The 24,221-nt window shown below is 48.9% G+C and carries 19 protein-coding genes; 12 read left to right on the forward strand and 7 right to left on the reverse strand.

Going from position 1 to position 24,221, the window contains the following annotated elements:
- The first annotated feature begins 9 nt into the window (after positions 1 to 9).
- From ACF8PK_RS01100 to ACF8PK_RS01110, 3 genes are read left to right on the forward strand one after another with little or no spacing between them, the layout of a single operon-like run.
- Positions 10 to 1,098: a microcin C ABC transporter permease YejB gene (locus tag ACF8PK_RS01100; protein WP_004728061.1), complete on the forward strand. Its 1,089-nt coding sequence runs from the start codon at positions 10 to 12 to the stop codon at positions 1,096 to 1,098.
- Positions 1,099 to 2,142, forward strand: a complete 1,044-nt coding sequence (locus tag ACF8PK_RS01105; protein WP_004728062.1) for an ABC transporter permease — start codon at positions 1,099 to 1,101, stop codon at positions 2,140 to 2,142.
- Positions 2,142 to 3,734 carry an ABC transporter ATP-binding protein gene (locus ACF8PK_RS01110; protein WP_158141926.1) on the forward strand — a complete coding sequence of 531 codons (1,593 nt, stop codon included), beginning with the start codon at positions 2,142 to 2,144 and terminating at the stop codon, positions 3,732 to 3,734. Before ACF8PK_RS01105 ends, ACF8PK_RS01110 begins: the two co-directional genes overlap by 1 nt.
- A 75-nt stretch (positions 3,735 to 3,809) precedes the next feature.
- Here ACF8PK_RS01110 and ACF8PK_RS01115 read toward each other — a convergent pair whose 3' ends face one another.
- Together ACF8PK_RS01115 and ACF8PK_RS01120 are read right to left on the reverse strand one after the other, a co-directional pair.
- Entirely contained in the window at positions 3,810 to 4,214 is a 405-nt protein-coding gene (locus ACF8PK_RS01115; protein ID WP_392439643.1) for a PPC domain-containing DNA-binding protein, read from the reverse strand.
- A 30-nt stretch (positions 4,215 to 4,244) separates the two neighbouring features.
- Positions 4,245 to 4,823 (reverse strand): TetR/AcrR family transcriptional regulator, encoded by a 579-nt coding sequence (locus ACF8PK_RS01120; RefSeq protein ID WP_392439646.1) that lies wholly within the window; start codon positions 4,821 to 4,823, stop codon positions 4,245 to 4,247.
- Positions 4,824 to 4,922: 99 nt separating this feature from the next.
- Between ACF8PK_RS01120 and ACF8PK_RS01125 the strand changes: the two genes are divergently transcribed.
- From ACF8PK_RS01125 to ACF8PK_RS01155, 7 genes are all read left to right on the forward strand, one after another.
- Positions 4,923 to 5,534, forward strand: a complete 612-nt coding sequence (locus ACF8PK_RS01125) for a glutathione S-transferase family protein (RefSeq protein ID WP_392439649.1) — start codon at positions 4,923 to 4,925, stop codon at positions 5,532 to 5,534.
- Between the two features lie 219 nt (positions 5,535 to 5,753).
- A complete protein-coding gene (locus ACF8PK_RS01130) occupies positions 5,754 to 6,578 on the forward strand; it encodes a hypothetical protein (RefSeq protein WP_392439652.1) in 825 nt (274 codons plus the stop codon).
- On the forward strand, positions 6,490 to 9,423 hold the full coding sequence (locus ACF8PK_RS01135) for an ATP-binding protein (protein ID WP_392439655.1): 2,934 nt from the start codon (positions 6,490 to 6,492) through the stop codon (positions 9,421 to 9,423). Before ACF8PK_RS01130 ends, ACF8PK_RS01135 begins: the two co-directional genes overlap by 89 nt.
- Positions 9,413 to 10,591 carry an EAL domain-containing protein gene (locus ACF8PK_RS01140; protein ID WP_392439657.1) on the forward strand — a complete coding sequence of 393 codons (1,179 nt, stop codon included), beginning with the start codon at positions 9,413 to 9,415 and terminating at the stop codon, positions 10,589 to 10,591. The genes ACF8PK_RS01135 and ACF8PK_RS01140 overlap by 11 nt, the downstream gene beginning before the upstream one ends.
- Complete coding sequence (locus ACF8PK_RS01145; protein WP_014257260.1) at positions 10,584 to 11,198, forward strand: response regulator transcription factor; 615 nt, start codon at positions 10,584 to 10,586, stop codon at positions 11,196 to 11,198. Before ACF8PK_RS01140 ends, ACF8PK_RS01145 begins: the two co-directional genes overlap by 8 nt.
- Positions 11,199 to 11,206: 8 nt before the next feature.
- A complete protein-coding gene (locus ACF8PK_RS01150) occupies positions 11,207 to 12,583 on the forward strand; it encodes a GGDEF domain-containing protein (RefSeq protein WP_275725228.1) in 1,377 nt (458 codons plus the stop codon).
- 8 nt (positions 12,584 to 12,591) lie between these two features.
- On the forward strand, positions 12,592 to 14,247 hold the full coding sequence (locus tag ACF8PK_RS01155; RefSeq protein WP_392439661.1) for a response regulator: 1,656 nt from the start codon (positions 12,592 to 12,594) through the stop codon (positions 14,245 to 14,247).
- Between the two features lie 11 nt (positions 14,248 to 14,258).
- Here ACF8PK_RS01155 and ACF8PK_RS01160 read toward each other — a convergent pair whose 3' ends face one another.
- Positions 14,259 to 14,864 carry a response regulator transcription factor gene (locus tag ACF8PK_RS01160; protein ID WP_004728072.1) on the reverse strand — a complete coding sequence of 202 codons (606 nt, stop codon included), beginning with the start codon at positions 14,862 to 14,864 and terminating at the stop codon, positions 14,259 to 14,261.
- Between the two features lie 253 nt (positions 14,865 to 15,117).
- Between ACF8PK_RS01160 and ACF8PK_RS01165 the strand changes: the two genes are divergently transcribed.
- Together ACF8PK_RS01165 and ACF8PK_RS01170 are read left to right on the forward strand one after the other, a co-directional pair.
- Positions 15,118 to 15,663: an RNA-binding S4 domain-containing protein gene (locus ACF8PK_RS01165; protein WP_238824754.1), complete on the forward strand. Its 546-nt coding sequence runs from the start codon at positions 15,118 to 15,120 to the stop codon at positions 15,661 to 15,663.
- Positions 15,664 to 15,940: 277 nt separating this feature from the next.
- Positions 15,941 to 17,809 carry a methyl-accepting chemotaxis protein gene (locus ACF8PK_RS01170; RefSeq protein WP_392439666.1) on the forward strand — a complete coding sequence of 623 codons (1,869 nt, stop codon included), beginning with the start codon at positions 15,941 to 15,943 and terminating at the stop codon, positions 17,807 to 17,809.
- A gap of 76 nt (positions 17,810 to 17,885) precedes the next feature.
- Here the strand turns inward: ACF8PK_RS01170 and brnQ are convergent, their stop codons facing one another.
- The 4 genes from brnQ to ACF8PK_RS01190 all read right to left on the reverse strand — a co-directional run bounded on the left by brnQ (position 17,886) and on the right by ACF8PK_RS01190 (position 23,963).
- The gene (gene brnQ, locus ACF8PK_RS01175) at positions 17,886 to 19,187 is read right to left on the reverse strand and encodes a branched-chain amino acid transport system II carrier protein (protein WP_172562999.1); all 1,302 of its coding nucleotides are present in this window, start codon (positions 19,185 to 19,187) and stop codon (positions 17,886 to 17,888) included.
- A 481-nt stretch (positions 19,188 to 19,668) separates the two neighbouring features.
- Positions 19,669 to 19,857, reverse strand: a complete 189-nt coding sequence (locus ACF8PK_RS01180; protein WP_004728076.1) for a hypothetical protein — start codon at positions 19,855 to 19,857, stop codon at positions 19,669 to 19,671.
- Positions 19,858 to 19,919: 62 nt separating this feature from the next.
- Positions 19,920 to 22,283 carry a fatty acid cis/trans isomerase gene (locus ACF8PK_RS01185; protein ID WP_392439670.1) on the reverse strand — a complete coding sequence of 788 codons (2,364 nt, stop codon included), beginning with the start codon at positions 22,281 to 22,283 and terminating at the stop codon, positions 19,920 to 19,922.
- Positions 22,284 to 22,346: 63 nt separating this feature from the next.
- On the reverse strand, positions 22,347 to 23,963 hold the full coding sequence (locus tag ACF8PK_RS01190) for a VRR-NUC domain-containing protein (RefSeq protein ID WP_392439672.1): 1,617 nt from the start codon (positions 23,961 to 23,963) through the stop codon (positions 22,347 to 22,349).
- Positions 23,964 to 24,221: the final 258 nt, after the last annotated feature.

The following is a 24,221-nucleotide window of genomic DNA, read 5'->3' on the forward strand; positions in this document are numbered from 1 at the left end:
GAGGCAGTTATGGCAGCGTATATTCTTCGCCGTTTGTTGTTGGTGATCCCAACGCTGTGGGCGATCATCACCATTAACTTCTTTATCATTCAGATTGCGCCTGGTGGCCCGGTTGAACAGGCCATCGCCAATCTGGAAGGGCATTCCAACGGCATCATGGAACGCTTTTCGGGCGGTGGTCAGGAAGTCGATATGTCGAAAATCGACAACGGCAGCCCGTCGGGTTACAAAGGTTCGCGTGGGTTGGATCCCGAAGTGGTCGAGGCGATCAAACGTCAGTTCGGGTTTGATAAGCCACTGCATGAACGCTACTTCGACATGCTCAAAAACTACGTGACGTTTAACTTCGGTGAAAGCTTGTTTCGCGGTGGGAACGTCATTGATTTGATTGTCGAGCGCCTGCCGGTCTCTATTTCCCTTGGGTTGTGGAGCACGCTCATCATTTACCTGATTTCGATTCCACTCGGCATCATGAAGGCGATTCATCACGGCTCGCGCTTTGATGTGTGGTCGAGTGCGATGGTGATTGTCGGGTATGCGATTCCCGGTTTCTTGTTTGCCATCATTCTGATCATTGTGTTTGCCAGCGGGAACTACTTCAGTTGGTTTCCGCTGCGCGGTTTGGTGTCGGACAACTTCGCGCAGCTGAACTGGTATCAACAGATCATCGATTATTTCTGGCATCTGGCGCTGCCGATTTTCGCCATGGTGATTGGCGGTTTTGCGACCTTGAGTATGCTGACAAAGAACTCGTTTCTGGATGAAATCAACAAGCAATACGTTGTGACCGCGCGCGCCAAAGGGCTCGACGAGCGTCAAATTCTGTATAAGCACGTGTTTCGTAACGCCATGTTAATCATCATTGCTGGTTTTCCGAGTGCGTTTATCAGCATCTTCTTCACCGGTTCGATGTTGATTGAAGTGATGTTTTCGCTCGAAGGCATTGGCCTGCTTGGCTTTGAATCGACCATTCAACGTGATTATCCGGTGGTGTTTAGTTCGCTGTATATCATGACGTTATTGGGCTTGTTGCTCGGCATTATTTCGGATCTCACCTACACCTGGGTTGATCCGCGCATTGATTTTGAGGCCCGTTAAATGGCGCTGTTAAAGAAGAAAGTGAATCCGCTGAATGCCGCGCGCTGGCAGCGGTTTAAATCGAATCGGCGCGGCTTTTATTCGTTGTGGATTTTTGCCCTGCTGTTTTTCATCAGCTTGTTTGCCGAAGGCATCGCCAATGACAAACCGCTGTTTATTTCCTATGACCATCACTGGTATTTCCCGGTGATGGAGCAGTACGCGGAAACCCGTTTTGGCGGCGAGTTTGAAACCGAAGCCGATTACACCGATCCATACGTCGTCGACCTGATTGAAGAGAAAGGGTACATCATTTGGGCGCCAATCCGGTTTAGCTACGACACCATTAACTATGACATCGTTGGTTCTGTTCCTTCGCCCCCCGATGCCGTGAACTGGTTAGGGACCGATGACAAAGGGCGCGATGTGCTAGCACGCATCATCTATGGTTTTCGTATTTCGGTGTTGTTTGGTTTTGTGTTGACCATCGTCTCGTCGTTCATTGGTGTGGTGGTCGGTGCGACGCAAGGCTATTACGGCGGTTGGCTGGATCTGTTTGGCCAACGCTTTATCGAGGTTTGGTCTGGCATGCCAACGCTGTTCTTGTTGATCATTTTGTCGAGCTTTGTTGAGCCCAATTTTTGGTGGTTGCTGGGCATCATGGTGCTCTTTAGTTGGATGAGCTTGGTGGGCGTGGTGCGCGCCGAGTTTCTGCGTTGTCGTAACTTTGATTATGTTCGCGCTGCGCAAGCGATGGGCGTGAGTGATTCCCGCATCATTCTGCGCCACATGTTGCCGAACGCGATGGTCGCCTCATTGACGATGATGCCGTTTATTCTGTCCGGTTCGGTGACCACGCTGACCTCGCTTGATTTCCTCGGTTTCGGTTTGCCCGTGGGGTCACCGTCGCTGGGGGAACTGTTGGCACAAGGGAAGGCGAATTTGCAGGCGCCTTGGCTTGGCATCTCGGCTTTTGTCGTTTTGTCGTTGATGTTGACGTTGTTGGTTTTCGTTGGTGAAGCGGTTCGCGATGCGTTTGACCCACATTTGCAAAGGAGAGGCTAATGAGCGACACATTACTCACGATTGACAACCTCTCGGTCGGTTTTGGGCGCGCTGGCGCGATTGAACCGGTGACGCATCAAGTGTCGTTATCGATTCGAAAAGGGGAAACATTGGCGCTGGTGGGCGAAAGTGGTTCAGGAAAATCGGTGACGGCGAACGCGATATTGAAATTGCTACCTAAAGGTTCGGCGCATTATCTGACCGGGAAAATCGATTTTGCAGGCACTGACACGCTGGCATGCTCTGAGCGTCAACTGCGCGGCATTCGCGGTGGCCGAATTGGCATGATCTTCCAAGAGCCGATGGTGTCACTCAATCCGCTGCACAAAATTGGCAAACAGTTGGTGGAAACCTTGGCAATTCATCGCGGTATGCGCCAGAAAAAAGCAGAATCGCTGGCCATCAGTTGGTTGGAAAAGGTGGGCATTCGTAACGCCCACATCAAGATTAACGCCTATCCGCATGAACTTTCTGGCGGTGAGCGGCAGCGTGTGATGATTGCGATGGCGCTGATCAACGAACCTGAGCTGCTGATTGCTGACGAGCCGACCACCGCGCTCGACGTGTCGGTGCAGGCGCAAATTCTCGATTTGCTCAAATCACTGCAACACGAATTGGGCATGGCAATGCTGTTTATCACGCACGATCTCAGTATTGTGCGCCGGATTGCTGACCGTGTCGCGGTGATGCAAGATGGGCGTTTGATTGAAGAGAACGAATGCAAAGCGTTGTTTGCGTCGCCGCAGCATCCTTATACCAAACTGCTGATTGAATCGGACCCGCGGGGTTTGCCTGTTGCTGCCGATCATCAAAGCCCAGTGTTACTGAAAACTGATCGATTAAAAGTGTGGTTTCCCATCACTGGCGGCTTATTTAAGCGTACCGTGAGTCACATCAAAGCCGTGACCGACATGCAGTTTGAGCTGCGCCAAGGTCACTCTATTGGTTTGGTTGGCGAGAGTGGTTCGGGGAAATCCACCACTGGCATGGCGATTCTGAAACTGGTGCACTCAGAAGGCGTGATTGATTACGCAGGGCAGGACATTCAGCAACTTGATCGCAAAGGCATGTTACCGTATCGCAGCAAAATGCAGGTGGTGTTTCAAGACCCATTCTCAGCGTTGAATCCAAGAATGTCGGTTGCTCAGGTGATTGGTGAAGGGCTGCATGTGCACACCGATTTCAGCGATGAACAGATTGATGACGCGATTTGTGAGGCGATGCGCGAAGTGGATTTGGATCCCGAGACGCGTCATCGCTATCCGAATGAGTTTTCTGGTGGCCAGCGCCAGCGCATTGCAATTGCCCGCGCATTAGTGCTCAAACCCGAATTTATTTTGCTGGATGAGCCGACCTCGTCGCTGGATCGCACGGTGCAAGCGCAAGTGTTGGATCTTTTAAAATCACTGCAAGAGAAATATGGCCTGACCTATCTGTTTATCAGCCACGATCTGAATGTGGTGAAATCACTGTGCCATTACACCATCGTGATGAAGCAAGGGCAGATTGTCGAGCAGGGCGCGACGCAAACCCTGTTCCAGCATCCTAATCACCCTTATACCCAAGAGTTGGTGCGACTCTCGTCGTTCTAATGCTTCGTTGTTCCGGACCCTTGTGTTCAGCCAAAGAAAAGCCCGGTTAATCCGGGCTTTTTGCTGCATGTGACATCAGGTTGACTTGGAGTGAATGGTCAACTCGGTAAAACCGGTGTGCGCATCGTACTCGCGATCAAACGCCAAATCCGGATAGTCGTGCACAATCAACTCCGCTGTGGTGTTGACGAGATTGCCGTCCAGCAAATGACCGCCCAAAACCTTGCCTTGTGAATCAGCGACTGCAATGTGCAGGTGCAGATGTTGCGGCGTTAAGGTGCCCATCAGCGAGACAATTTCAAACGGCGCTTGCAGCGATAATATTGAGGTGCTGTCGGCGAGGCGAATGTTCAGGTGCGATAAACAGCCCACGCATGAGGCAATCGAACCCGCTGTTATACCGTGCGCCTGCACCAATGCCATGATCGATTGTTTTAAATCTGCGCCTTGTGTGAGGCGTGTGGCCCGCACTTTTACCATCTGAATGCCCCTTGGATTGATGAGATTGAATCAGTTGAGTCGAATTAATTGAAGTAGCGCGGCAGCCGCTTGATCCAAGTCGTCAAAGCGTTTGGCTTTACCCAGCACGCGGATGCCTTGTAGTTGGGTTAGGATCAATTGGGCAAGCGCCTTAGGCGCGATAGCAGGGGAGATCTGTTGGTCGCGCTGCGCATTGTCGATGGCATGAGCGAGTAGTGCAAGCAGCTCATCAAACAGCATTTGTCCTTTATCCAACACCTTGTCGTCATGGCCTGCGTGTTCAACCAGCGCGTTTTGAATGAAGCAGCCGCAACTGCGTTTGCGTTGTAGCGCGGCGAACTGATTGAGGAATGCCTCAATGGCGCTTAGCGACGCACCATCTTCTCGTAACGCGCTCAATCCCGGCAAGGACACGGTGTTGAGGTATTGATCCAACGCTTCGTAGTAAAGGTTCTGTTTATCGCCAAAGGTGTTGTAGAGGCTGAAGCGGTTGATTTGCAGTGCATCCACCAAATCGGAAATCGCCGTATTGGCGTAGCCGCGCTGCCAGAACAACTCCATGGCCTGAGTCAGTTTCTCATCGCGGTCAAAATTACATTTTCGAGCCATGGATTATTCCCTACAAATTCATTCTTGACTGATCGTTTAGTTAACAGGTAGAGTCTAACCTAAACGATCGTTCTGAAAAAGAGATAAAAGGGAAGTTTTATGAAGCTATACGAAACTGCCGTCACGCCAAGTTGCCGTCGCGTCAGCATTTTTCTTAAAGAGCTGGGTGTGGAAGTTGATCGCGTTGCAATGAATGTACGCGACGGGGAAAATTTGACGGATGCGTTCAAAAATAAGAGCGTAAATGGCAAAGTTCCGATGTTAGAACTGGATGATGGCACGACCTTGTGCGAAAGTGTCGCCATCTGCCGATACTTCGATGAATCGACGCCCAATGAACTGCATTTATTTGGCCGTAGCGCATTGGATAAAGCGCAAGTCGAAATGTGGCATCGCGTGACCGAATTCCAAGGGTTGTATGCGGGTTTTCAGGCGTTTCGTAATCTGTCTGGCATCTACAAAGACCGAGAACAGTGTGTGTTTGCGTGGGGCGAAGAGAGCAAAGCGCGTGTCGCCAGTTTTCTGCCGCAATTGGATGCGCGTCTCGCGGTATCAACCTATGTGGCAACTGAATACTTCACGACTGTAGATATCACGGCATTTATCTTTATCGGTTTTGCCGAAAAGGCGTTGGAACTCAATCCGTTAGCGCAATACCCAAATATCGCGCGCTGGTTTGAGCAAATTCAACAACGTCCAGCCTTTCAGTAATCTTCTGTCAGAGGTTGTAAGTCGTGTCCTACGGCTTATGACCTTGATCAATGAAACACCGTTTTAAGTCTGAACTTTATATCAGAATAGTCCTACATTCAAAGAAAATATCCTGTAAATACAGTGCATTAGTCTTTTTGTTTATGGGTGCCCACATTTGACATTCTTTCCGTAAATTCTATTCTTGCGCCGTCTGCCAGTTACAACATCGAGACGGAAGTGAAACAACTACTTATCTCCTTAATCATCTCTGCTTTTTCAAGTTCAGCATATTGTTTGAGTATGCCTGCGCTTGCGTTTTCTGCTGGGCAGACGGGAGCGAATTCACTGACCGTGGCGATGTTACAACATCAATTGGATGGACAAGACCCCTTAAAAGACATCAATACCGATTACATTGAAGCATTAGCGCGCGAGATCGGGTTTACGCCCAAGTACAAGCTGTTTTCGGACATGGCGTCGCTTGAGCGAGCTATCGAGAGCCAAAAAGCGGATGTCGCCGTCGGCGTTTTTGCAGGTGATCGCAGTCATTTGGTTTACAGTGAGCCGCTCTATGCCAGCTCGACCGCCGTGTGGTATCGCAACCAGAACCTTAGCCATTGGGCGCCCGATTCATTGACCTGGGGCTGCATCAAAGGTGCGGTGTATTGCGACCAACTGGCCGACATGGGCTTTTCACACGTCATCGAAGTGCCAGATTTCATTAGCCTGTCGAATGACCTAGAAGATGGCAAAATTGATGCGGTGCTAGAAAGCTACAGCTCGTTGCTGACATCGGTCAAACATCCGCTGAATACCTTGGGTCAGATTGACCTGCCTGCGTGGGGCAAACCACAGCAGGTGCGTATCGCGGCGTCTTCTCATTTCAAAGCGTTGGTTGAAGAAATCGACAACGTTCTCAGTCGTCAGGGCGATCAGTCGCTAATACGTTCGTCGAACCCTTATCACCAAGTGGATGGCGCTGAATTACAAAGACGCCGGCCTGAAACCCATTCGTTATTCCGCGTGGAACGACGCGTACCCGCTGTTTTATCGCAATCGTGATGGCCATTACGGTGGCTACCTGAACGACATGTTGAAACTGATTGAAGCAAGAACCGCGTTCAACTTCGATTACGTACCAGCAACCGAGGGGTTAGGCCCTGTCGAGATGCTGAAATATGGCGAGATTGACGTGTTACCGATGGTGGTCAAAGGCGTAAACAATCCGAGCTGGATGTATGTGACCGACACCATGATGTCGATCACGTATAACCTCATCGAACTACCGGGCGTGAAGAAAGCGGACGACGCAGAGGTCGGCGTGCTGTTTTCAGACAGCCCGACGTATCAATATGTGAAAGATCAAGTATTTGGTGCGCATTTGGCGACGTACACCAGCGTGATCTCGCTGATTCACGATCTGGAAGATGGCAAGCTTACTGGCGCGTACATTCGCCACGACATCCTTGAATACCTGCTGTCGCAGCGCGGGGAAGACCGCTTCGTGGTGCACAAAGGCAAAGACAAGGTGATCGAAATCGCGATGGCGATTCGCGGCGACAACACTGAACTCAAAGGCATTTTGGCAGGCATGCTGGCCTCGGTGGATGCCAACGACATCATGCGTCTGCAAAACAGCTACAGCCCATTCAACATCGTGTATGGAGTGGATAAATCGCTGGTGGTAACCGGCTCAGCCATTCTGACATCTGTTTTGATGCTGCTAGGGTTCATCGGGTTTCTTTGGAGCAAAAACCTGAAACTGAAAGTGTCGATTCAAGAGCGCGATGCACTGCACAGCAAAGAGCAGTTGGCACTGTTGCAACACGTCATTAATGGGTTACCTAATCGAATTTTTATTCATGACGCAAACTATCAATTGCTGCTGACCAATTGTCAGGGCGCAGGGCCGGGAGCATGTTCACCGTGCAGCATGCGCGCCGATGCAGCGAATGCGGCGTGTTTGGTTGAAAACGTGGCCGAGTTTAATACGGTTCTACAAGGGCAAACGGTGACACGACATGACGTCGATGTGACAGATTGTCCAAGCGGTATGAACACCGTGAATTATCGTCGCACGCAGCTACGAGGCGGGGAGAATGATGAGAAATTCATTCTGACCGTGGTGAACGACATTTCGGCGCAAAAAGAGCAAGAGCGTCATCTGCGTCAGGCAAAGAATGTGGCGCAAAAAGCAGTGCTGTCTCGCGAACGGTTCTTGGCCAGCATGAGCCACGAATTGAGAACGCCGATTGCAGGCATGGTGGGCTTGCTGGAGATGCTGAAAATTCGTGAAACCAATGAAGACACACGACTGATTCTTAATAACGTCATGTCATCGGCGCATCACTTGCACCTGTTGGTCAACGATATTCTCGATTTCTCGAAACTCGAAGCGCAGCAACTCGAACTTGATTCGGTGAAGTGTTACTTGCTGCATGAGATTGGCGAGTTATTGCGTGTGCACTGTACGGCGGCGCGCGAAAAATCACTGGATTTTCACGTGAACTGGACACCGGGCCGAGTGAAGACCGTTATCGTCGATTCGCTCCGCCTGCGTCAGATCATTAATAATTTGCTCTCAAATGCGATCAAATTTACCCAGTCAGGTTTTGTCAGTGTCGATATCGATGTGACAGAGCGTGACATGGTGATGAATATCAGTGACTCCGGCGAGGGCATGTCTCCTGAATTTCTAAAAACTGTCTTCGATCCCTTTGTTCAGGCTGACTCCACGATTGCACGCCGATACGGTGGCACAGGCTTGGGGCTGGCGATTGTGCATGACCTCGTGAAAGTCATGAAAGGGGACATCACCATCGACAGTGAACAAGGAAAAGGCACCAGTATTCAGGTGACCATTCCGATTCAAGTGGAAAGCTATTTTAAAGCACCGTTGTCAGAGACGCCTGTGCACTACCACGGAAGCCATCCTTTGATTGAACAGTGGCTTCACGCGTGGGGTGTGAAAGCAGAGAACAATGCGTCATCAGGCGGTATTGATGTGTATGACGACGGACAAACCGTGTCGAACGATCGTCCTCGTGATATGACGGTGATCCTGCGCAACAACATGAATGGATTCAGTTTACGTGCCAACAATGTGGTCGAACTGAGCGTGAGCCCATTCTTCCCCGATTTACTACGGAATGTCCTCAAAAATGTCTCTGACAATGAACCCGACGAAGAGGTCGTAACCGGCCAATTGGTCGGCCATATCCTTGTCGCCGAGGACAACCCGATTAACCAACTGGTGATTAGCCGTCAATTGGCGTCTTTTGGCCTGAGTGTGGAGGTGGTGAGCAATGGTCAAGAAGCGTATGACCAAATCAAAAATCACCCTGACCACTTCGATTTACTCCTGACGGATTGTCACATGCCGGTGATGGACGGGTATCAATTGGCAAGTTTAGTGCGCGACCATTTCCCGCAGTTTTCCAACAAAGCCATTATTGGCTGTACTGCGGAAGACTCCCGTGTCGCCAACGAACGTGCATTGCTTTCCGGCTTCGACACGGTGCTTTACAAGCCGTACGGGCTAAATCGCTTATATCAAATTTTGGCGGAATTTCTGCCCAATCGCAGTGACGAGAGCGAATCAAGCTGGTGGCAAGCCTATGAGCCTCAAGACGCGAAAATGTTAGTTGAGGTTTTTATTAGCAGTATGCAAGACGACTTGGGTTCATTGCTGTCCCAACGCATGGATCCCAAACAAGTCAAAAGCTTAGCCCACCGCATTAAAGGTGGCGCGGGCACCGTTGGGGAGCACGACATTCGTTTGGCTGCAGAGCACTTAGAACAGTGCGCGAGCCGTGGTGCTCAAGCGTACGAGACTGAATTGGACCAACTGGTTCAGATTATGACATCGGCGATTCATCGCGCGGAGGAGTGGCTTCATGAACATTGATTCTGCATCTCAACTGGTTTTAGTCGTTGATGATTGCCAACTTCATTGTGGTGTCCTCAAGGTGGTGATTAGCCAACTTGGCGTCACTCAAATTCATGTGACTCACAATGGCCGTGACGCGCTGACGCTGTGCGAAAAATTCAATTTCGACTTGATCATTTGTGATCTGGAAATGCCGGAAATGGATGGCTTGGCGCTGCTGAGTGAATTAGCGGAGCGTCAGTATACCGGACGGTTGTGTTTGCTGAGCGGACATGACGAAAACATCCTTAAACTGGCAGCGATGATGTGCCAGCAACTGGGACTGGATCTGGTGGCATCGCTACCCAAACCGGTCACATCGGAGTGCCTGAAATCGGTGTTACAAACCGTAGGCTCCCCAAACACCGAAAAATATTGCCCCAAAACGCTGCCCTCGCTATTTGTTGACGATTTGGATGAGGCATTTGAGCTCGGGCATTTGCGCAATGTGTATCAGCCGCAATGCCGTTTCAAAAATGGTGTGGCTGGTGGCTATGAAGCGCTTATTCGTTGGTATCACCCGGAATATGGCGTGTTAACACCGTATTTGCTGTTGCCACTGATCGAGCAAGCCAATTGGCATAACCGCTTGTTCTTTTATGTGTTGCAGCAAGCGCTGAATGATTTTTCGAAAGCGAAGTTTCTCGGAACGGTATCGGTGAACGCAACCCATACAAATTTTGCTGACCCCCAATTTGCAAAACGCGTGTTGGAATGCTGTCGCGAGCGTGGATTTAATCCCAGTCGCCTGATTATCGAACTAACAGAAATGGAAGTTTATCAATATGACTCGGTCATGGTGGAGAACTTTGCCCGTTTGAGACTCAACGGTGTAGAGCTGGCCATTGACGATTTCGGTGCCGGTTATTCATCGCTGCTGAAATTGGCGGATTTACCGTTTACCGAGATGAAGATTGACCGCGCACTGATTGTGTCTAGCCATAAAGACACACGGAAACGCGCGATACTGAATGTCATCGTGAGAATGGCAAAACAACTAAACATGCGTCTTGTTGCGGAAGGCGTTGAGGATAGTGATACATGGAGGTTTTTGAACCTGCTGGGCATCGACCTATGTCAGGGCTATTACACTGGGAAGCCGCGTCCCATTGAGCATTTTAATGGTAGTGAATTAAGTCATGTATAAAACAACAAAATCTGGTCTTACTGGTTTGGTTCTTGATGACCACCCTTTGGTATGTATGGCGATGAAGCAGATTCTAGACCGCAATCCCCGTTTTACGGAAGTGCTGGTGGAAAGTGATCCTTTCGTTGGAGTTAAAAAACTGCGCCAAACACAAGTAGATTTTCTGATTTTGGATGTCAATCTGGTTAAGCTGGACGGTTTCGAAGTGCTACGCCGGCTGAAACTGCAAGGATTCACAGGTAAGACATTATTTGTATCAGCGAGTGAAAGCCGTTTGTATTCTGAAACCGCAATGCGCGTCGGCGCGGATGGCTACATCAGTAAATCTGAGGATTTATCGATCTTACAAGATGCCGTGGAGTGCATTCTAAATGGTTATAGCTTTTTCAAAGTGACCACCGATACGAAATCCATGGATGTTGAACTGTCGAAACAAGAACTCGCGGTGTTCCGTTTTCTTGTCGATGGTAAAAGTAATAAAGAGATCGCAGAAATATTATCGCTCAGCCCCAAAACGATCAGTACGTATAAAAGCCGTATTCTTGATAAATATCAGGTGAATTCGATTGTTGAACTGATGAGTTTGAATGATAGCGTTATTAACTGAGTTTAGTCATGAAAGACATCAACCGTAAGTATCTTTCAGATATTATAATTCATAGCTTTACGATTAGCCTGGTGGCTTATTTAGTGACTCTGATTATATTTTCAGAGTCCTATTTAGACCGTCGTAATCATGAGTTTGAAAATTTTGTCAATGTGATGGAACAGTACAAACAAACGCTGTTCCTAACCAGCCGTATATTGGAAAATAAAATCCAAGAAACCGACTCGATTAAAAAAACCGATTTAAGTGCATTGAAAGATATTGAAAACCGCAAATACAATCTTCATAAGAATCTTAAACCGACCAACATTGATATTGAATTAGCAAACGAATTTCAATTTCTTGTCTCCACGATGCCGGCCATTTTGCCTCAGGTGGATGTCATGTATTACCGGTCCTATTTGAGCGATATGACATCGTCGGACAAAGACGAAGTGTCGATCGTCAAAGAGTGTGGTAGCGATTACGTGTGCACGATCAATGCGCCTGAACGCCGGTTATCAGACCGGATTTTGGTCTCACGTGTTTATCACAAAAAGGATTCGGATAATCTCTATGTCACGATTTCTAGCCCAGTGTTTTTACACAATTTAATTGTGGGTGATTTAAATATTGACGTGGGCCTTACCCGATTTTTCGATTTGAGCCAGTTAGGAATCAGTTCGCATGTTTTAAATGCGGTCACTTTCAACGAGTTGACTTACGGCAACTCGTTGATGGACCATATTGCGTCGACCAAAGAATATATCGCGGACAATTCAACGGTTTATGTGTATAAAGTGCCATTTGTCTGGATCGTTTTCCGACTCATGTGGTTGTTTGTTGTGATGTGGGTGGGCGTTGCTTACGTCATCTACCTGTTCCGAACACTCAAAATGAACAGGAGCAAACTGTTTGAAGTAGAGTCAAACGTGAAACTGGATGATTTGACCGGTCTGCTCAACCGAAATGTGCTCAAAGATCAGAAATTTGCGGAAGATCTCAAATCTTTTGGCGCCGCGATCATGGCCATTGATGGGAATAAACTCAAACAAATCAACGACACATACGGCCACCATGTGGGAGACGACGCGATCAAGCAGATTGCTTATGGTATGCGCCAAGTCTTTCGCGAGAACGATTATCTGATTCGAACGGGTGGGGATGAGTTTGTGGCAGTGCTGCCCGGATGTAATCTGGATAACGCAATTATTCTGGCTGAACGTTTGAAAGAAGCGGTCATGGGCACCACGTTTTCGTCATATAAATTAAATGTCAGTATTTCTGTAGGCATCACACTATTAATGAACTCTGAAACATTTGAAGAAGCGTTAAAACGCGCTGACTCTAATTTGTACTCTGAAAAACAATCTAATCCAATACATGCACAAGTGAGCGTTGTGTAAGGGAAGCTATGAATCTGACACCGCAATTATTAAAAGATATTAAAGTACTCGTGGCCGATGATTCCCCTTTGGTATTGTCTAATATTCGACTATTACTGAGAGAGATGGGTTTTGTTTCTGAGAACATATTTACTGCCAAAGATTCAAAAACATTAATTAAGTTATTGGGTGAGGAGACGATCGAGCTCATTATTTGCGACTACAATTTTGGTGATGACCTGAATGGGAAGCAGATTTTTGAGGAGATTGAATACCTCGACCTTGTTCCACCTTGGTGCACATTTATTATGTTGACCGGGGAAAAGCAAATGGAACGCGTCCGTTCGATTGTTGATTTGGAACCCGACGAATACATCGTTAAACCGTATTCGGTGTTTCTGGTTAAAAATCGAATCTTACGCGCGTTCGCGCGCAAACTGGTGCTACGTGAACTCTACGAGTTGGATGGCTCGAAAGATTATGATGATATTCAGCGCGCATTTGAGTTTGCAGAACAAACGCACCCACAATACAGCTCATTTTTGAAACGCCTGCAGGGCAGCACTTACATCAAGAATGGCTTTGTCGAAGAGGCCAAAACCTTATATGAGCAAAGTTTGAATGAGCAACTCACCATGTGGGCGATTTCGGGCTTTGTTTCTGCCTGCCTGATTTTAGGTGACTACGACAACGCTGCCAAATACATCGCCTTGTGGGATCGCTACAAATTCAATCGCAGCCCCGTTCTGCATGAATGCATGGCCAAGTTGTGTTTGCTCAAAGGGCAGAAAGTCAATGCGCTGAATGAAATCAAATCGGCGTATGATAAAGCGCAGAACATGGACAGGCTTCAGAACTTTGCGCGCGTGTGTGAGTTAAATGGTCAATTCGATAAGGCGCACGAGCTGTTTTCGCAGTATCGCATGATGGCTCAGCGTACGTATCGGGATAGTCTGGTGAACCATGTGCCGGTGATTCGTAATGCGTTATTGAGCATTCAAGAACTCAACGAACAATCGCTACGCACTCTGCGTAACATCAAGCAGGACATGAAACGCTTAGAAGGGCATGAAGAGGTGCTGCCTGAATTGCCGGAATATCTGAACTTGTTTGACATGCATTACGACCTGAATTCTGGCAGTTATAAACTGTTTCGCACCAAGCTGTATCACACGGCCAAGCGCTTTCCGAGTTTTAGTCTTGAGTTGCAACTGTACTGCGCGCAGCTCGCATTGCTGGGGCAACAGGTGGATTTATGTCGATCATTATTGGCAAAAATTCCGGTTCAGCCGATTGATCAAACGGAGTTTGCCTATCTGGTCACTCGCACGCAGCTCCAAGTTTTAAACGAGCAGTGCCAGGCGGAAACCAATCGTTTGGATAACGTGCGACACTCCTGGAGCACGCTGAACGAAGACAACCGGATTCAGGGCATTGAGATGGCGTTTACGCAGTATCAAGAGCGCCGACAGTGCCCAAGAATGGCGGTAACGATGCTCAAAGCGATGGAGTTTGGTTTTCCGGTGTCTCTATCGGCAGTGAGCATTCGTAAGTTGATCTTTGAATGTGAGCAGGTTGTGCAAGAGTCATTTGTGTTTAGTCGAGAAGAACGTGCGGATGTGTATCAATCCGCAAATACCGTCAAGAAGCTGTTTAATGATCGTTTGGCGAACGCTGCGCTCTAGCATGTTCGCGATTAAGCTGCAATTTTGGCTTGATTAATCAGCTCGATGACTGATTTCACACCGTATTTAGTAAGAATGCGTGTTTTATACGTGCTGACCGTTTTGCTGCTGATCGACAGCAGTTCCGAGATCTTTTTGTTGGTCATCCCGGCCAGCAAATAGTGGTACACCACGGTTTCTCGCTTAGACAGCTCTGTGCCATCTCTTTCTTTGTTGCGGCTTTCATGTTTAAACACATTGTAGCCGCGCATCACGCTGGTGATTGCTTCCTGAATCACGGGCAGTTCTTCACTTTTCAACAGATAGCCATTCGCACCCAGCTTATGGGTTGCGTTCGAATACATGGCTTTATCGATTGCGCTGATAAACAAAATTTTTCCGGTAAAGCCTTTTGCTCGCAGGCGACGCAAAATGTCGAGCCCGCTGGCATCATATGCTTCGACTTCAAGTAGAACAAAGTTTACTGGGACTTGGCTCACCACGCGATACGCTTCTGCAGCGGACGTCGCAAAGTGAATGTGTTGGAACAAGTTCGTGGATTTCACGATATCTTCAAGAGCGTGCTGCTCTAGGGGATACGGATTGACGATAAGTGCGCGGTTTATAACGTTAGGCATATTAGACTATCCTAGTTATGTTTTCTGATTATGATTGATATGGCACTCCTTCCATTAAACAAAATATTATCCGTGTGCATGCATAGTAATTGGTGAATTGATAAATGAAAAGTCTTGTATATAAGAATTATGTAATTTAGCTACAAATTAGCGAAAACGTTTGTCTGAACGCAAATCGTTCAACGCAAAGGATTACGTTTATTAATCATCGACTGCACGTTACACTAGCGCCAAATGTTGTTGAGACACCGAAATGAATGAATTTGAAACCCCACAGTGGGACGATGAAGAAGTTGAAATTGAAGCGATTGGCATCGAAGTTGATGCTCAGCCGGTTGAATTGTACAAAGTATTAAAGATTGCGAACGTGGTCAGCGGTGGCGGTGAGGCGAAGTATGCCATTGCGGAAGGCTACGTTGCTGTCAATGGTGAGCTTGAAATGCGCAAGCGCCGTAAGCTTTATGATGGCGATTTAGTGGAATTCAACGAAGAGTACTACTTGATTATCTGCGATGCGCCCGTCACTGAAGTGGCAGAGAAGCCCAAAGCGGCCACGCCGCCTGCAGCAAAGAAAGCTTCCGCACCAAAGAAAGCGGCATCACAGAAAGCATCGGCATCTAAGAAAAACGCGCCGAGCAAAAAGTCCAAGAGCCAATCGTCAACCGGGAAACAATCGAACCACAAATTGTCCCAGTCCGCTCGCAAAGACCCCAAAGCGAAAGGGGCGTCGCAATCGAATGGACAAGATGACACGCCAAAGCACGAGAAGGGCGGTCGCAACGCAATCAGCTTCTTCTAAGCTGCATGCCCGTGACGATCGATATTGTGACGATCAATATTTGATGGTGAACGATAGAAACGTGTAAACGCAGAAAAGAGCTGAAAGGCTCTTTTTTTTCGCCAAGATGAAGGATTTGAGGTAATGCGTATTACCTTGCTTGTAGGGTAATTCTGATAATTTGGTAACACTTGATTGAGAACAATAATTGAATGTGGCGAAGCTTTAAGCTGCGCCCTCTTAAACGGTCTGCCCGTACGTTGTGGCCGTTTTGTATGATCTCAACTTAAGGCATCGAATGAAATTTCAACACAAAATTGTAGCCGCTTCTTCTTTGTTGCTGCTGGTGACCGTCGGACTGATGAGTACCCAACAGTACTTTTTAGTCAAAAAGGAAATGACTTCGCAATACGAACGTAGTGTGAATGAAATTGTGGGGGGGGTGAAAAACACAACCCAGGAAATCTTGGATGCCAAACAATTGTTAGTTAATTACAGCGTCTCGTTGATGGAGCAAAACTTCGACAAAGACGCGATCCTCAATGTGCTGATGCAACCGCAAATCACTCGCACGTTCGGTATTGCGGGCGCTGCATTTGAAGCTGACGGCAGTTATATTTTTAATAACAACAGTCTTAAATTGCCAGCGGCATGGGATCCGAGAACGCGTCCTTGGTATCGCTTGGCGAAACGTGAAAACCGCTTGGTTTTTACAGAACCGTACTTGAATTTAGAAACCCAAGACATGGTGGCATCCATTGCTGTGCCGTTGCGCCAGCAAGGCCATTTTGTCGGCGTAGCCGTGTTTGACATGAATTTGTCGAGCTTGGCTGAGATGATCAACAACGTGGATCTGTTCGGAGCCGGTTACGTGTTCCTTGTGTCGTCGAATGGGATGACCGTGACTCATCCTGAGCAGCAGTACACTGGGCGTCCGATGTCTGAATTTCTGGGTGGCGTCGATGTCACGCAAAATGTGCGTCACGTCATGCTTGACCACGTCAGTCACACGCTAGATTTCAGCAAAATTGAAGGCCATGATTGGTACGTCGGTGCGATTCTGAATGAGCAAATTGCTTATCAACCCGTGCGTGCATTATTGAGCCGCTCACTTTGGTTTGCCGTGTTGGCGGTTGTCGTCAGCATGGGATGTTTGATGATGGTGTTGCGTGCGCTGATGAAGCCGCTTGCTCAAGTGAATGATGCGATTGAGAACGTCGCATCGGGCGAAGGGGACTTGACGCAACGTCTTCCTACCGATACTGATCAGGAATTTGCTGAACTGGCAAACAGCTTCAACTTGTTTACCGCGGATCTGCAAAAACGCATTCAAGATACACAGTTGATTGCGCAAGACATTCTGAGTGGCGCACGTATCTCTTCGGAAAACAGCGAGAAAACCGAAACGTCCATTCATTCGCAATTGATCGAACTGGAACAACTGGCGACGGCGATGAATCAAATGACGTCGACCGCGCAGGATGTAGCGAGCAACGCCCAGAACGCAGCAACATCTGCCCGAGAAGCGAAACAAGCGGCGGAACACGGATCAAGTGTCGTGGTCGCCACCACTGAATCGATTGATGAGTTATCTTGCCGTATTGATTCTGCAGTGAACGAAGCGCAGCAATTGGCGATTGCCGCCAATAACATTGAATCGATTTTGAAAGTGATCAGCGATATTTCTGACCAAACCAACTTGCTGGCACTGAATGCGGCGATTGAAGCGGCACGTGCCGGTGAATCTGGCCGCGGCTTTGCGGTGGTTGCCGATGAAGTCCGTTCGCTGGCGCAACGGACACAGCACTCAACGCTGGAAATTCAAGACATGATCTCGCAACTGCAATCAGGCAGCAGCGCGGTGTCTGATGCGATGCGATTGAGCAAAGTGACGGCGGAATCTGCGGTGAAACATGCGCATGAAGCCAATGCGGAAATCAAACGCATTCAGGGGGCGATCATGCAAATCAACGACATGAACACCCAAATCGCCGCGGCGGCGGAAGAGCAAAGCTCGGTGGCGGAAGAGATCAATAACAACACTTACCGAATTAAAGATTTGTCGTCGCAGATTGTGGTCGGTTCGCAAGATGTGCGCACCGCAATGAAGTCGCAGATGGAAAGCATCCATCAACAAGAAGACATTCTGAGCAAATTCAAAGTTTGAGTGCTGCGCTGAACAGAAAAAAAGCCCCGAAATTCGGGGCTTTTTGCGTTTTGATAGCGAGCGTTTCACTCAACGATTAGTTGTCGGTGACTGCGCGGGCCATGGCAGGGCGAGCCAATGCACACAGGCCGCTTGCCAGTGCGAGAACCACGGCAGTCGGAACAATCCACCCCGCGTAGTAGGTGTACAGCGGTAAGTATTGGCTCAACACCGCGTCAACGTTGGCAGGCATACTTCCCAAAATATGCAGTGCGTCTAAACCACCAAAAACCAAGGCGGTTGCGACCGTTGCCAACACGCCTGACATCGACACCATGCGTTGCAATGGCGCAATAAACAGCAGGGCAATCGCAATCGGGTGCAGTGCGACAACTGCTGGCAACGTAATCGCCAATAGTTGTTCCAAGCCGATGTTGGCGACCAAAGCTGAGATGACCATCGTCACCAAAACGCTGTTGCGGTACGACACGTTCGTAAACGTACGGCTGTAGAATTCACTGCCCGCTGTCGTTACACCGATGACTGTTGTCAAACAAGCCAAGACCATCACGGCGCCGAGTAACAGTGTGCCAAAGACGCCGAAGTGCTCAGTGGTAAACGTGGTTAAAATGTCACCGCCATTGGTGAATTCACCGCTGCTGGTTGCGCCGATGTAAGCCAAGGCAATATAAACCAGCGCCATCGCAACGGCGTACATCAACGCGGCAATTAAGGTGTACTTGGTGATGGCTTTAGGGTTGTTCACGCCCATGCTTTTAATGGCGCGGAAGATCACCCAACCAAAACCGATGGAACCCAATGCATCCATGGTCATGTACCCTTGCGTCACCCCTTCAGCAAACGCCCCTTTGACATAAGCGCCTGTCGCGGCCGACACACCTTCATTAGGGAAGAATAGGGCAGCCATCGCCATTACAATCAGAATCGTTAACAGTGCAGGCGTTAAGAACTTACCCAAGTTGTCGACCAATTTCCCCGGATACAGCGAGAACAGCACCGCAACCACGCAAAAGACAATCGAAAATGGCACGAGCGCGTGGTCGCCAAAAAATGGGCTGAAACCGAATTGGTACGCCACGGTAATTGCACGGGGAATCACAAACGCAGGACCAATGACGATGAACACCATGATCCAGAATGCAGTGGCTAAGCGGCGCGGCAGCACGGCTGTGAGGTTATCTGATCCGCCGACCAGAGCGACGATCACCAACGCGAAGGCGGGTAAACCGACACCGGCTAATAGGAAGCCAGCCATGCCTTGAAACAGATGTTCACCGGCTTGATAGCCCAAAAACGGGGGAAAGATAAGGTTGCCGGCGCCTAAATACATGGCGAAGGTCATAAAGCCCAAAGCGGCGATGTTGCGTGCACTTAACATAGTCTTCCTCAAAGATGTCAGCTTTGAAGTTTCCAGCAAGTGAGTAGTTGAAGACTCTGCCAGTTACTTCTCACTGACAGAAAAATAAAATAGCCTGTCAGCCCCGGTTGAGTTCCAGAGAGAGCAGGAGGAGTAGGTCGGCTGCGATCACTTGTCGGCGACGGTGCTGCGAACAAATTGTGGATGCGATGACTGACATACAAAATCCTGACTGACAGAAAAAATCGGGAGGTGAATCCGCCCTGTGTGAAACTGTTATAAACGGATGCCCTATAACATGGCAACCCTTTAATCAGTGAATGGTGGATATTTCTGTTTTTGAGTATTTCAATGGAGTGATCATCTAGAAAACAAACTTTGAAACAAAATGAACCACTTAACATTATTGCAATACAGTGTGTTTTTTGGTCAGGTGATTTCGTTGTTATGTCGGCGCGCAGAGCCGCGAGGGATGAAAAAGGGAGCCATCAGGCTCCCTTCGTTAACGCCAGTCGTCATCCATAAAGGTGCGACCTTCAAGTGAATAGGGGTCTTCGTCAAACGGATGCTCTATTTTGCCTCGTAGGCGTTCGAGCTTTTGCTCCAGCATGTTGACGGTCTCGTAGTCCCCTTCAGAGCAAGCGATGTAAATTTGTTGCTCCAATGCATCAATGTTTTCTCGAATGTTCATCTCGCACCTCCTGATGACTAAACGTGAAGTTGAGCGTTTTTATCGATTCTCAAATCTCGTTTTTATCGATTCTCAAATCTATTGTAGTCAAGCAGACCAAATTCGATAGGTTGATCGTGTCGATACCAAGCGTGAACCTGATCGCTGAACGGCCAGAATTGCGGTGAACTGCGGCGAATCGCGAATCGATCCAATAGCTTGACGTAATCGTCTTCACTGTCGAGGGTTTGCAAACGTTCAACCAATTCCGGAATGTCCTGCTCTTTGAGATTTAGGTACGCAGCCGGATAGCTTCCGATCACCCCGCGAACGATCGTGAGATCATCGTTTTTATAGTCCCGATTGTTCTCTTCATCAAACAAACTCGAGATATTGGTGTGCGCATTTTTGTGCAGCAACGTGAACAGTTGAGGTTGTCCTTGATCCGATTCGATCATGATCATGAGGATTTGCGGAATCGCACGCAGGCCCTCGCCTTTGATTCGGCTGATACTGGCCAGCGCCTGCTCATGTGCTGGCGTGAAACCGGTATCCACGATGTCGTAGCGCGGCGTCAGAATGGGGGAAACATGCTCACGCAGTTTATCAAACAGCTCTGATTTGTAATCGGTGGTTTGATAGTGCACTTGCGTGGGTTGGTCGAACGGTTTCACGTTACGCAGCAGATAATCAGAAAACTGCGGGCTTTGATCCGCATACCAGCTCGACATCTCTTTGTGGCGCACATCGCGCGGCAGCAAGGCGACAAAGTTACTTTCACCTTCCATACGCAAGAAGTCCATGAACATGCGGGTAATCAGCTGATGACCGAAGTTACCGTATACATCGAATCCGGCCACCAGCAGGTAATGAATGCGCTCTAGGAGCGCGTAATCGATCACCCAAGCGGTTTTCGGCTTTTCGCCCACTAAGCCTTGTACCACGGAGGCACTGTCGAAATGGCGGAAAATCGTCAGTGCCGCGCTGTGATTGGTGCCATTACCATCCCAAATCACGTCTGTGGAAAGATGCGTTCCGTTTTTGAACCAGCGGTTGGTGAATTCAGATTTGGCCTCTAGATAGCGCGCCTGCTGCTTCGAAAAGCGTACCCAGTTGCTCAGCGGCAGCGTATTGCTCTCCAGTTCGCCGGGCAGTTTGAGGTTTTCGGCCTGTGAATGATAGAACTCGTTCACTTCGGGCAAATCAGCTTTATCGGGATCAAGGAAGAACACCCAGAAGCGATCGTTGATCACATTCAACGCCAACTGGCCACGACAGACTGGCCCTTTGATGTACGCCATGATGGTGTTTTGTGCGTTATCGAGCATGAACTTAAAGCGGGCTTTGACCGGCAGCTCAATGAAAGCGGTCATCGGGTTGGCTGACACTTGTGGATCGTAGCTTGGTAATGCATCAACCGCGTATGGGGCATCGATAAACCACGCTTTCCAATCGTGCATCCGCTTCATGTTGAGCGCAAACGGCATGTGCGTCTTATCGACGATTGTGCCTTGTTCTGGAATCAGGCGATAGTACACGCGATCAACGCCAGGATCATCGTATGGACGGCGCGTGGTAATGCGTTGCACAGGCTCGCCGGGTGGCGTTGCCGAGCGCACCATGCTAAAGAAGCGTGGTCGACCATCGTCGGTCTTGATGTCCGAAAAATAGAGGTGCGACAGGAATAAATGCTCATAGATGTAGCGCGATGCGAGGCGGTTTTTCAATGCATCGGCATTAAACAGCGCTTCATATCGATTCACCAACGACTGCTCTTCTAGTGTTAACGGTACGTGTTCGTTCATCACGGCACCATTTTCAAGCCACGTCATCAGCGTGTTGTATTCGCCTTTCGCTAAGTTTGGCATACCAAAGGGCATGCCCCAGTTCGGGTAGTTATGTTTGTATGATTCGTACTCTTCAATCGTGATGCACTGTTGCTCACGATCCGTCGAGAAATCAAAGCCTTCCAATTGATCTTGTTGCGGCAATGGATGCGCTTCTTTCTGTGCTAACAAGCGCGCCATTAACCCTGCTTGCAGGTTGGCTTCTGGCGTTTGGTCGCGTTCATTCAGTACCGGATGAAAATTGAACTCGCGCCACTCTTCAGTCAGCTGGGCGTCTTCAAACAGGCGAGTGGGCGTTGCCGCGGTCAAACGGGTACCTTGGTAGACCATGTCTTTGCTACCGCCCCGATCGATGCCTTCCACCGAGGACATTTTTAACTGACACGGCGCATCATAACAGGCGTGACACACCACGCAGCGTTTGTCGATAATGGGTTTGACTTGGTCGAGAAAGAAGTGGGCTTGTGCAGATGCGATCGGCGCTTGACGATCGCGAACCTCAGCTTTACCAAAGATCTGGTCATAGTTCAGACCCGCGAGAACGGCACAACCCGAGAAGAGGGTGACCAAACCAACAACGAATAATTTACGGAACTTCATTCAGTTATCTTATTGATTAAATTTGCCCTAATTAAAGCAAAGAGCATCGCAGATCACCATCTTTTAGGTGGAATGATTCACGTAACAGACGGAAAAAGGCACGTTTAAGCGGGTAAATTGCGCCATCCAACGCCACTGATTGTCTTGTAATTTATCGCCCGGGCCTTTGACTTCTATCCATTCAAATTGCCCGTCTTTGAACACAATCAAATCGGGCATGCCGTTGCGATAGAGTTTGAGGTCGCTCAATTGAACGCGAAACAGCTCGGCGAGCAGTAACCTTGGCAGCGCTTGGTCGGTTAACGTAAACAAGGTTTCATCACAGTCGGCCCACAACACGAATGGGTTTGCGAAGGCGTATTTTTCTTGCCAGCGTGCCCATAACGGTGCAACGCCACTGCGCGCCAATTGTTCAAAGGCGGCTTGAATCCATGGTTCGCGTTTGGCGATGAAATCGTCGTGATACAAATCCAGCGGTGCGTGTTGATAGCGGTTGAGAAAAGCGCCTTCCACTGGTGCGAATATCGCGTCCCAAAAACAGAGGCCGAAGAGGGTATTGAGAAACTGATTTTCCAAGTAATAGACCTGATACCCCTGTTGCTCGAAGTGAGATTTCACCGCAAGTTCGACCCGCTGCTGAGATAAATCCAGCGTAAGATGCCGCGTTTGATGGTTCGGCTTGGCGCTGCGAGGCACGGTTTGACCTTGTAAACGCAACACGCGCTGCTTGAGCTTTTCGGCCACTTCAAATTCGGAATGGTTACGTGGCTGCGACAACATATTCGTGACAATGTCACTCATGGCATCCACACGTTGCAGCTTATCCAGAATTCGCGCTTGTCGTTCACGAGTGGGCATGACTTCGGTTTGGCGATAGAGCGCCAAGGCAGCGTCAAACGCATTGTGCCGTTCGTAATCGCGCGCTAACTGATTCATGACATGCTGACGCTTTCGCTCCACATAAGGGTGGTCACAAGCGCTTGGTAGCAACGTCACCCAATCGTCTAGCTCGGAGGGCGTCGGTTTGGGACAGGTTTCGTAATGCGCTTGAATGTGGGTTAAGCGTCGCAGGACATCCACTTGGTCGCGATGCTGAAAGAAGCGGCGTTCGCGGCTGAGTTGATAGTCTTCGAATTGATTCAGGCCAAGGTCGTCGAGTACAAACTGTGAAAAATCTTGATGTGTGTTGGCAAAAAATAGGATCAACAACAGTGCAATCATTTCGCCTTGATTGAGATAGATGACTGTAAACGGCAGTGATACCGGCTGAGTGGGTGGCTCGTCTTGCAGCGCGGCAATCAGGGCCTCTTTTTTCAACTGCTTGGGCAGGTGGGGATAACTGGTTAGGAGCTCAGCTTTGGTCAGTAGCTCACGGGCTAACGTTGCCGCATCGATGTCTGGGTTCAACACCACAAAACCGCTCTCGGACAACTCTTGGCACGCTTGGGCTTGATGGCGGATTTCCCGATATTCAGTTTTGTCACTGCGAAACCAATTGCCTTTGCGTGATAACAAGCGAACCAGCAGACACTGCGCATCGTGGGACAGGCGATCAAAATCGTGCAACCAGCGCTGCTCATCACTGTGCAATAAATCAAAATACCACTCTGTCGCATGAGCGGTCAGCTTCTTAAAGTTCGTCAGGTAATAGTCGTCGGGCAAAACGGGCAGTGTGGGCATGAAGTCTCTGTTGTTCGGCATTGCGCTTAAGGGGTCAGTCATCATAGCGCGTCAGAAGAAGAAGTTCAGCGTGAAATGAGTCGATGGTCTTTGATTTGAACGATTGAAGGTGAGGGCGGTGAACGCCGCACTTTTCATCACCAACACGTTGCATTTGTTCTCAAAGCCGAACCACGGTTCAAAAAAACACGATTTTCGTGGAAAAACCAAACACATGTATGCCGATGGTCTACCTTGAATAAGGGACACAACAACAAA

The organism is Vibrio sp. CJQ_6 (assembly GCF_043106745.1).
Lineage (GTDB): Bacteria > Pseudomonadota > Gammaproteobacteria > Enterobacterales > Vibrionaceae > Vibrio > Vibrio furnissii.

Coding starts and splice junctions, on each gene's coding strand:
- ACF8PK_RS01100 (WP_004728061.1), top strand. CDS start 10: ATGGCAGCGTATATTCTTCGCCGTTTGTTGTTGGTGATCCCAACGCTG.
- ACF8PK_RS01105 (WP_004728062.1), top strand. CDS start 1,099: ATGGCGCTGTTAAAGAAGAAAGTGAATCCGCTGAATGCCGCGCGCTGG.
- ACF8PK_RS01110 (WP_158141926.1), top strand. CDS start 2,142: ATGAGCGACACATTACTCACGATTGACAACCTCTCGGTCGGTTTTGGG.
- ACF8PK_RS01115 (WP_392439643.1), bottom strand. CDS start 4,214: ATGGTAAAAGTGCGGGCCACACGCCTCACACAAGGCGCAGATTTAAAA.
- ACF8PK_RS01120 (WP_392439646.1), bottom strand. CDS start 4,823: ATGGCTCGAAAATGTAATTTTGACCGCGATGAGAAACTGACTCAGGCC.
- ACF8PK_RS01125 (WP_392439649.1), top strand. CDS start 4,923: ATGAAGCTATACGAAACTGCCGTCACGCCAAGTTGCCGTCGCGTCAGC.
- ACF8PK_RS01135 (WP_392439655.1), top strand. CDS start 6,490: ATGGCGCTGAATTACAAAGACGCCGGCCTGAAACCCATTCGTTATTCC.
- ACF8PK_RS01140 (WP_392439657.1), top strand. CDS start 9,413: ATGAACATTGATTCTGCATCTCAACTGGTTTTAGTCGTTGATGATTGC.
- ACF8PK_RS01145 (WP_014257260.1), top strand. CDS start 10,584: ATGTATAAAACAACAAAATCTGGTCTTACTGGTTTGGTTCTTGATGAC.
- ACF8PK_RS01150 (WP_275725228.1), top strand. CDS start 11,207: ATGAAAGACATCAACCGTAAGTATCTTTCAGATATTATAATTCATAGC.
- ACF8PK_RS01155 (WP_392439661.1), top strand. CDS start 12,592: ATGAATCTGACACCGCAATTATTAAAAGATATTAAAGTACTCGTGGCC.
- ACF8PK_RS01160 (WP_004728072.1), bottom strand. CDS start 14,864: ATGCCTAACGTTATAAACCGCGCACTTATCGTCAATCCGTATCCCCTA.
- ACF8PK_RS01165 (WP_238824754.1), top strand. CDS start 15,118: ATGAATGAATTTGAAACCCCACAGTGGGACGATGAAGAAGTTGAAATT.
- ACF8PK_RS01170 (WP_392439666.1), top strand. CDS start 15,941: ATGAAATTTCAACACAAAATTGTAGCCGCTTCTTCTTTGTTGCTGCTG.
- brnQ (WP_172562999.1), bottom strand. CDS start 19,187: ATGTTAAGTGCACGCAACATCGCCGCTTTGGGCTTTATGACCTTCGCC.
- ACF8PK_RS01180 (WP_004728076.1), bottom strand. CDS start 19,857: ATGAACATTCGAGAAAACATTGATGCATTGGAGCAACAAATTTACATC.
- ACF8PK_RS01185 (WP_392439670.1), bottom strand. CDS start 22,283: ATGAAGTTCCGTAAATTATTCGTTGTTGGTTTGGTCACCCTCTTCTCG.
- ACF8PK_RS01190 (WP_392439672.1), bottom strand. CDS start 23,963: ATGCCCACACTGCCCGTTTTGCCCGACGACTATTACCTGACGAACTTT.